The sequence below is a fragment of the Capnocytophaga sp. oral taxon 332 str. F0381 genome (genome assembly GCF_000318275.2).
Taxonomy (GTDB): Bacteria; Bacteroidota; Bacteroidia; order Flavobacteriales; family Flavobacteriaceae; genus Capnocytophaga; species Capnocytophaga bilenii.
The window spans coordinates 94,025-102,375 of sequence record NZ_KB291319.1; the positions used below are offsets into that span (position 1 = coordinate 94,025).

Below are 8,351 nucleotides of genomic sequence, written 5' to 3' on the forward strand. Positions count from 1 at the left end.
CCTTCGCTCAACCTTCGCTCAACCTTCGCTCAAGATTCGGGGGAGCTTGTGGGGGAATTGGTGTGGAAACGAAATTAATCATTAAACATTGATAATTAAACATTATTTTGTACCTTTGCCCTGTAAATAAAGATAATAGAAAATGAATGCAATTTTAACCTCACCTCCACAAGGAATTTCTATAGAAAATGCTTTAAATATACTCAGAAGCCTTAACTTTAATATTCTTAATGTTGAAGAACTAAATACAAAAAAAGATATTCCCAACCAAGAAACAAAAGAAGCTATGGCTGAGGCTGAAAAATTGATAAAGGATAAAGAAACGCCTTTCTATGATAATGTTGATGATTTTTTAGCATTCTTAAAAAACTAAACTTATGGAGACCACTGAAACTCAAGAAGAAGAAAATAAATACCAGCTATATTCCTCTACAGCTTTTAAAAAAGATTATAAGAGGTATTTAAATAACAATGAAAAATTAGCTAAAATAGATAATACTATCAGGTTGCTAAAAATTGGAGGGGTGAAACAATTGCCTCTTTATATGAAAGCTCATTTTTTAACAGGAAACTACAAAGGACATTTAGAATGTCATATAGAGCCTGATTTGCTCATTATTTGGTTGCAATATGACGATGAACAAAAAAGAATAGTGCTTACTCGTTTGGGGTCTCACGCTGAGCTTTTTAAAAAATAACATTTTAAACTTAAACACTAATTAAATGGAAGTACTTTTTACTGCCGATGCCCTTGTGGCTCTTATTACCCTTACTTTTCTTGAAATTGTATTAGGGATTGATAATGTGATATTTATATCAATAGTAACGGGGAAATTACCCGAAAATAAACGTAAGCGCGCTACTCGTATAGGGCTATTCTTGGCAATGTTTTTGCGTATTGCCCTGCTGTTGGGTATCTCGGTGTTAGTAAAACTTAAAGACCCTCTGTTTTCTATTGATTGGGGATGGTTCTCCGCACACTTCAACGGGCAAGCTCTTATTTTATTAAGTGGGGGTATCTTTTTGCTCTACAAATCTACCAAAGAAATACACGCTAAAGTTAATCACATCGAGCACGTTACCGAATCGGATGCTCCCAAAGCAAATCAACACGCTTCTTTAGGAGGGGTTATTGCCCAAATATTGCTCATAGACCTTATTTTTTCGTTAGATAGTATCCTCACTGCGGTAGGTATGACCAATGGTTTGGGTGGGGCTATTTATATAATGATTGCTGCAGTAGTGCTTTCAGTAGCTATAATGATGCTGTTTGCTACTCCAGTAGGTAACTTCGTAAATCGCAATCCATCTATCCAAATATTAGCTCTTTCGTTTTTGATACTTATCGGTTTTATGTTAGTAACCGAAAGTATGCATCTTTCAGAAGCTGTATTGGCAGGACAAACTGTAGGTGCTGTACCTAAAGGATATTTATATTTTGCCATAGCCTTCTCATTAGGTGTGGAATTTTTGAATATGCGAATGAGAAAGAAAGGACAATAATAAAAAATAATATTTTATGAATGCAATAGAAATTGAAGAAACTATAGTTTCAAAAGAAATAAGAAATATAAAAAGTGTATTTAATGATGATACACTTACTGAAAAAGAGCTTTTAGAAATAGAACTTTCTAAAAAAGAGACACGTGCGGGTTTGTGGTTTAGTCATTCAGAAGTACAAAAAGATGCAAGGGAGCGTTAAATTATAGACGCTGTAGACGCTCTTGAAAAAGAACTAAAAGAAACTCCTTATTTCTTAGCAAATTATATAGAGCATTTAGAATTATATAAGAAGAGCTTTCTTAATTATAAGTTCGCAGTATATTATGAAGTTTTGGAAGAGGAAGGGGTTATATCAATTATACACTTCAGAAGTAATAAACAAGAGCCTTTGTAATTAAGAAAAGGACAATAATGGAATTTAAAGATATTTTAGGATACGACCACATTAAAGGGTATTTAAAAGCAAGTGTGGAGGCAGGGCGCATACCACACGCTCAGCTTTTTGTCGCTGCCGAAGGGCAGGGTGCATTGCCTATGGCGATAGCTTATGCCTCACTTCTCTTAGCGGCAAATAATCCTAAAGCACAAGCCCAGTGTGCCCAATTAGCGCACCCCGATTTGCACTTCGTTTTCCCCACCGCTGCTAACGACAAGGTGAAAAAAGACCCTGTAAGTTCCTTGTTTATGACCGAGTGGCGTGCTTTTCTGCAAGCGCAACCCTATGGAACTTTGTTTGATTGGCTTACTTATTTGGGGGTAGAAAAAAAACAAGCTAACATAGGCGTAAACGAAGCCAAAGAAATAACAAGCAAACTCGCTCTAAAATCATTTGAAGGAGGCTATAAGGTGATGATTATCTGGATGGCTGAAAAGATGAACGTGCAAACGGCTAATAAACTACTGAAACTTTTAGAAGAACCTCCTGAAAAAACATTGTTTCTGTTGGTTGTTGAAGACGAAAATGCACTGTTGGATACCATCAAATCGCGCTGCCAGCTACTGCGATTTCCTCCGCTGAGCGAACAGGCTATCAAAGAAGGTATTTTAGCACGAGGGGTCAGTGAAAATAAAGCTACCCAAATAGCTATCCGCTCACAAGGCAACTTCAACAAAGCCTTGCTACTAATGCAAGACAAAGAAGATGAAGAGGTGGTGTTTGAGCGTTGGTTTATAGCGTGGGTGCGAACGGCTTATCGTGCTAAAGGCAATAAAGCCTCTATACACGGACTTTTGCAGTGGAGCGAAGAGGTGAGCGCTACAGGGCGCGAAACTCAAAAACAATTCTTGCAGTATTGTGCCGAAGTGTTTAGACAGGCTTTCTTGTTAAACTACACCGCTACGGGCTTGGTGTATATGCAATTCACCGACCCTACTTTCCAGCTACAAAAGTTTGCCCCTTTCATACACGGCAATAATATTGAAAAAATACATAACCTAATAGAAGAAGCTACCTATCACGTAGAGCGTAATGGCAATGGCAAACTCATCTTTACCGATTTGGCTATCAAGCTAACACGCCTACTACACACTAAAAATAACTAAAAAATTAAGATTATAATTATGAGCTTACACGCAATATCACCTATTGATGGCAGATACGCCGACAAAACAGCAGCTTTGGTGCCTTTTTTCTCTGAAGGAGCACTCATTCGCTATCGTATATTGGTAGAAATAGAGTATTTTATTGCTTTATGCGAACAAAAATTACCACAATTAAACGATTTTCCTAAAGAACGCTATAACGATCTGCGGGCTATCTACCAAATATTCACCACAGATGAGGTTCTTGAAATTAAAGGTATAGAAAAAGTTACCAACCACGATGTAAAAGCGGTAGAATACTACATCAAAAAAGTATTTGATAAGCTACTGCTGAAGGGCTACAAAGAGTTTATTCACTTCGGGCTTACCTCTCAAGATATCAATAATACAGCCATCCCACTGAGCATCAAAGAGGCAATGGAACAGGTGTATTACCCATCATTGGAGCAGCTTACCGAAAAGCTAACGCTATTGGCAGAAGATTGGGCTGATGTACCCCTATTGGCACGCACACACGGGCAACCTGCATCGCCTACGCGTTTAGGCAAAGAATTACAAGTATTTGTAGTGCGTATCAAGGAGCAATTGCGCTTGCTCAAACAAGTGCCTTTTGCAGCTAAATTCGGAGGGGCTACGGGTAATTACAATGCCCATAAAGTAGCTTATCCTCAAATAGATTGGAAAGCTTTTGGCACACACTTCGTGGAAGATGTTTTGGGGTTACATCATTCATTTCCTACTACTCAAATAGAGCATTACGACCATTTAGCAGCCCTTTTTGACGGACTAAAACGTATCAATACGATACTAATAGACCTCAATAGAGACATCTGGACGTACATCTCTATGGATTACTTCAAACAGCAGATAAAAGCAGGCGAAGTAGGTTCATCGGCGATGCCTCATAAGGTGAATCCGATAGATTTTGAAAATTCTGAAGGTAATTTGGGGATTGCGAATGCTTTGTTAGAGCATTTAGCCTCAAAACTTCCTATTTCGCGCTTGCAACGCGACCTTACTGATAGTACTGTATTGCGCAATGTAGGGGTGCCTTTTGGGCATACACTCATTGCTTTGCAATCTACCCTCAAAGGACTAAATAAGCTGTTGCTAAATGAGGCTAAAATACGCCAAGACCTCAATGAACATTGGGCTGTAGTAGCCGAAGCTATACAAACTATATTGCGCCGTGAGGGCTACCCCAATCCGTATGAAGCTCTCAAAGGACTTACCCGTACCAATGCCGCTATCACTGCCGAAACTATAGCGCAATTTATAGATACTTTGGAGGTAAATGAAGCTATAAAAGCCGAACTAAAAGCTATTACTCCTGAAAACTATACAGGGATATAACACAAATCATAACAACAATAAAATAGGCTATCTGAAAACTTTCTTCAGGTAGCCTATTTTAGTGTCTATGAAAAAAACTTACTATTTAGGAACGATAATCCAATCTCCGCTATCAATAAGCGAAGTAGCTTGTTTGTACTTCATTTCTTTGCGCTCACCGTTACGGATATTTTGCACAATAACTTTATCATTACGCCCCACTTTAGGTTGCTCACGCACTATGGTTTCTACTACCGAGCGGCGTTGTGAAGCCTGCTCACCCACTTCACGAGCACGTTGTGCCATCTCATCACTATTGAGGGTTTCTTCCTTATTAGTTTGGTAGTTATCGCGTTGCCTTACAGGAGCGTGCGCTTCTTGTACAGGGGCGTTTTGAGTAGGCAATTCGGCTTTGAACAAGAATGATACGATTTCTTTATTTACCTTATCAATCATTGTTTTGAAAAGCTGGTAAGCCTCAAATTTGTAGATGAGTAGCGGGTCTTTCTGTTCGTGTACCGCCAATTGCACTGATTGTTTCAGTTCGTCCATTCGGCGCAAATGTGTTTTCCACTCTTCATCAATAATAGCTAAGGTGATATTCTTCTCAAAATCACTGATGAGCTTCTTGCCTTGTGTTTCGTATGCCTCTTTTAGGTCGGTAACGATATTGAGCATCTTTTGCCCATCGGTGAAAGGAACAACGATGCGCTCATAGGTATTTGAAGGGTTTTCATACACTTCTTTGATAACAGGGAAAGCCGTAGCCGCATTGCGTTCTGTTTTTTCCTGATAGTGATTTAGCACCTCGTGGTAAAGTTTGAACGTTAAATCGTTGTTAGAGCCTTTTGCAAATTCACTCTCACTGATTTGAGTCTTTAATGAGAAGTATTTAATAAGCTCAAACTCAAAGTTCTTGTAGTTATTACCACCTTTATTGTTTTCAACGATTACCTCGCAGGTATCGAATATCATATTTGCCAAATCCACCTTTAGGCGTTCGCCCTCTAAGGCGTGGCGGCGGCGTTTGTAAATCACCTCGCGTTGTGCGTTCATCACATCATCGTATTCCAACAAACGCTTACGGATACCGAAGTTGTTTTCTTCTACTTTTTTCTGAGCTGTTTCTATACGTTTGGTCATTATAGAGTGCTCTATCACATCACCTTCTTTGTGTCCTAATCTATCCATTAGGCGAGCGATGCGCTCAGAACCGAATAAGCGCATAAGGTTATCTTCCAACGACACGTAGAATAGCGAGCTTCCTGGGTCACCTTGACGACCAGAACGACCACGTAACTGGCGGTCTACACGGCGTGAATCGTGTCGTTCGGTGCCTATGATAGCCAAACCGCCAGCAGCTTTCACCTCTGGGCTTAGCTTGATGTCGGTACCACGACCTGCCATATTGGTAGCGATAGTTACTACTCCTGATTGCCCTGCTTCGGCTACAATTTCAGCTTCTTTTTTGTGTAGCTTAGCGTTCAGTACATTGTGTTTTATTTTACGCATTGTAAGCATACGGCTAAGCAGTTCCGATACTTCTACAGAAGTAGTACCGATAAGCACTGGGCGACCAGCTACCGATAGTTCTACTACTTTGTCAATTACAGCGTTGTATTTCTCGCGTTTGGTTTTATAGATAAGGTCGTTGTGGTCTTTGCGCGCAATAGGGCGGTTGGTTGGGATTTCCATTACATCCAACTTGTAGATTTCCCAAAACTCACCAGCCTCAGTAATCGCTGTACCAGTCATACCCGATAGCTTGCTGTACATACGGAAGTAGTTTTGCAAGGTGATAGTAGCGTAGGTTTGGGTAGCCGCTTCAATCTTCACATTCTCTTTAGCCTCAATCGCTTGGTGCAATCCGTCAGAGTAACGTCTTCCGTCCATTATACGACCTGTTTGCTCGTCTACGATAAGTACTTTATTATCGATTACTACATACTCTACGTCTTTTTCAAAGAGCGTGTAGGCTTTTAGCAGCTGGTTGAGGGTATGAATACGCTCACTTTTTACGCTGAAGTCTTTAAAAAGTTTATCTTTAAGCGCAGCTTCTTCTTCAATAGGCAGTTTTTTGTTCTCTATTTCAGCAATTTCTACCCCTATATCAGGAAGTACAAAGAAATCTTTATCACCATCGTAGGCGATGTCCGCAAATCCTTTGTCGGTAAGTTCTATTTGGTTGTTTTTTTCGTCAATCACGAAGTACAATTCGGCATCCACCTTTGGCATTTCGCGATTGTTATCCTGCATATAGTAGTTTTCGGTTTTCTGTAGCAATTGTTTTACACCTTCTTCGCTAAGGAATTTAATAAGGGCATTATTTTTAGGCAGCCCACGGTGTACGCGCAATAAGAGGAATCCCCCTTCTTTAGTATTCCCTTCAGCAATAAGTTTGCGGGCATCGGCAAGCACTTTAGTAAGGTAGGTACGTTGTTTAGCTACCAAATCGGCTACTATAGGTTTAAGTTCGTTGAACTCGTGTAATTCGCCTTTAGGAGTAGGTCCTGAAATGATAAGTGGTGTACGGGCATCGTCAATAAGCACCGAGTCGACCTCATCGACAATGGCGTAGTTGTGAGCGCGTTGCACCAAGTCTTCGGAGGTGTGCGCCATATTGTCGCGCAGGTAGTCAAAACCAAATTCGTTATTAGTTCCGTAAGTAATATCAGCGTTATAAGCATTGCGGCGAGCGGCAGAATTAGGCTGGTGATTGTCAATACAATCTACACGCAGCCCGTGAAACTCAAATAGAGGTCCCATCCAAGCACTATCGCGGCGTGCAAGGTAGTCGTTCACGGTTACCAAGTGCACCCCATTGCCTGTAAGGGCGTTGAGGTATACAGGAAGAGTAGCCACGAGAGTTTTACCTTCCCCTGTTTGCATTTCGGCGATTTTACCTTGGTGAAGCGCTATCCCCCCGATAAGTTGCACATCGTAATGCACCATATCCCAAGTAACATCTTTTCCAGCGGCGTCCCAGTGGTTTTTCCAGATAGCTTTATCGCCATCAATTGATACGTAGTCGTGTGAGGCAGATAGCTCACGATCACGTTCAGTAGCTGTTACGGCAATAGTCTCGTTGTTAGCAAAGCGGCGCGCTGTTTCTTTCATAGTAGCAAACGCTTCAGGCAAAATTTCGTTTAGCACTTTTTCTGAAACCTGATAAGCCTCCTGACTTAGTTTGTCTATCTCCACATAGAGGTCTTCCTTAGCGTCTATGCTATCAGTAGCGTTAGCCTGCTCTTGTAAGGTAGCAATTTTGCTATCAAGAGCGGCGCGAGCTTCTTTTATTTTATTTTTAAACTCAATGGTTTTAGCTCGCAGCTCGTCATTGCTGATGTTTTCAAGTTGCCCTGCGTAAGTTTTAATTTTTTCTACTATGGGCTGAATGGCTTTTAAATCGTTTTTGGCTTTGTCGCCTACGAATATTTTTATTAGGGAATTGATAAGACTCATTTATATAATTATGAATTTTGAATTATGAATAGTCAATAAATATACCAAAGGGGGTGGGGCTGACAAATTGTCAGTTTGTTTTATTATTTTGTTAATTAAAAAAAGTCTCTCGTTGGAGACTTTTTTAATATTCATCTTCATTCCAAAGGAAATCTTCTTCAGAAGGATAATCAGGCCATATTTCATCAATAGATTCATACATATCGCCTTCGTCTTCCATTTCTTGCAGATTTTCAACTACTTCCATAGGGGCTCCTGTACGGATAGCATAGTCTATAAGTTCGTCTTTGGTAGCAGGCCAAGGTGCATCACTTAGGTGTGAAGCGAGTTCTAACGTCCAGTACATAAAGTTTGTATTTTGAAAATTTTCGGCAAAAGTAATATTTTTTATTGAGTATGCAAATTTTTCAGAAGATTTTTTTGTTTCTTGGCAAATCTCCCTATGCGCACCCCCTGCCCGTGCAGCTTACCTACCTTTCCGAACCTTCAGCGAAGGTTGAGCGAAGGATAAG

8 protein-coding genes are annotated in these 8,351 nt (G+C 40.2%); 6 read left to right on the forward strand and 2 right to left on the reverse strand.

Going from position 1 to position 8,351, the window contains the following annotated elements:
• Window positions 1–142 precede the first annotated feature (142 nt).
• The 6 genes from HMPREF9075_RS08035 to purB all read left to right on the forward strand — a co-directional run bounded on the left by HMPREF9075_RS08035 (window position 143) and on the right by purB (window position 4,398).
• Complete coding sequence (locus HMPREF9075_RS08035; protein WP_009416027.1) at window positions 143–373, forward strand: hypothetical protein; 231 nt, start codon at window positions 143–145, stop codon at window positions 371–373.
• A 4-nt stretch (window positions 374–377) separates the two neighbouring features.
• A complete protein-coding gene (locus HMPREF9075_RS08040) occupies window positions 378–698 on the forward strand; it encodes a type II toxin-antitoxin system YafQ family toxin (protein ID WP_009416028.1) in 321 nt (106 codons plus the stop codon).
• A 25-nt stretch (window positions 699–723) separates the two neighbouring features.
• Window positions 724–1,503, forward strand: a complete 780-nt coding sequence (locus HMPREF9075_RS08045) for a TerC family protein (protein ID WP_009416029.1) — start codon at window positions 724–726, stop codon at window positions 1,501–1,503.
• A gap of 16 nt (window positions 1,504–1,519) precedes the next feature.
• Complete coding sequence (locus HMPREF9075_RS08050) at window positions 1,520–1,702, forward strand: hypothetical protein (protein ID WP_009416030.1); 183 nt, start codon at window positions 1,520–1,522, stop codon at window positions 1,700–1,702.
• Window positions 1,703–1,914: 212 nt separating this feature from the next.
• Window positions 1,915–3,045, forward strand: coding sequence for a hypothetical protein (locus HMPREF9075_RS08055; protein WP_009416031.1), 1,131 nt, complete (start codon window positions 1,915–1,917; stop codon window positions 3,043–3,045).
• Window positions 3,046–3,063: 18 nt separating this feature from the next.
• The gene (gene purB, locus HMPREF9075_RS08060; protein WP_009416032.1) at window positions 3,064–4,398 is read left to right on the forward strand and encodes an adenylosuccinate lyase; all 1,335 of its coding nucleotides are present in this window, start codon (window positions 3,064–3,066) and stop codon (window positions 4,396–4,398) included.
• An 81-nt stretch (window positions 4,399–4,479) separates the two neighbouring features.
• Here the strand turns inward: purB and secA are convergent, their stop codons facing one another.
• Both secA and HMPREF9075_RS08070 read right to left on the reverse strand, forming a co-directional pair.
• Window positions 4,480–7,839 (reverse strand): preprotein translocase subunit SecA, encoded by a 3,360-nt coding sequence (gene secA, locus HMPREF9075_RS08065; RefSeq protein WP_009416033.1) that lies wholly within the window; start codon window positions 7,837–7,839, stop codon window positions 4,480–4,482.
• Between the two features lie 124 nt (window positions 7,840–7,963).
• A complete protein-coding gene (locus HMPREF9075_RS08070) occupies window positions 7,964–8,185 on the reverse strand; it encodes a DUF2795 domain-containing protein (protein ID WP_009416034.1) in 222 nt (73 codons plus the stop codon).
• Window positions 8,186–8,351 lie beyond the last annotated feature (166 nt).

Bases quoted from the DNA above. Each gene is read 5' to 3' on its own strand.
- purB (WP_009416032.1), top strand. From the start codon at position 3,064: ATGAGCTTACACGCAATATCACCTATTGATGGCAGATACGCCGACAAA.
- HMPREF9075_RS08050 (WP_009416030.1), top strand. From the start codon at position 1,520: ATGAATGCAATAGAAATTGAAGAAACTATAGTTTCAAAAGAAATAAGA.
- secA (WP_009416033.1), bottom strand. From the start codon at position 7,839: ATGAGTCTTATCAATTCCCTAATAAAAATATTCGTAGGCGACAAAGCC.
- HMPREF9075_RS08070 (WP_009416034.1), bottom strand. From the start codon at position 8,185: ATGTACTGGACGTTAGAACTCGCTTCACACCTAAGTGATGCACCTTGG.
- HMPREF9075_RS08035 (WP_009416027.1), top strand. From the start codon at position 143: ATGAATGCAATTTTAACCTCACCTCCACAAGGAATTTCTATAGAAAAT.
- HMPREF9075_RS08040 (WP_009416028.1), top strand. From the start codon at position 378: ATGGAGACCACTGAAACTCAAGAAGAAGAAAATAAATACCAGCTATAT.
- HMPREF9075_RS08045 (WP_009416029.1), top strand. From the start codon at position 724: ATGGAAGTACTTTTTACTGCCGATGCCCTTGTGGCTCTTATTACCCTT.
- HMPREF9075_RS08055 (WP_009416031.1), top strand. From the start codon at position 1,915: ATGGAATTTAAAGATATTTTAGGATACGACCACATTAAAGGGTATTTA.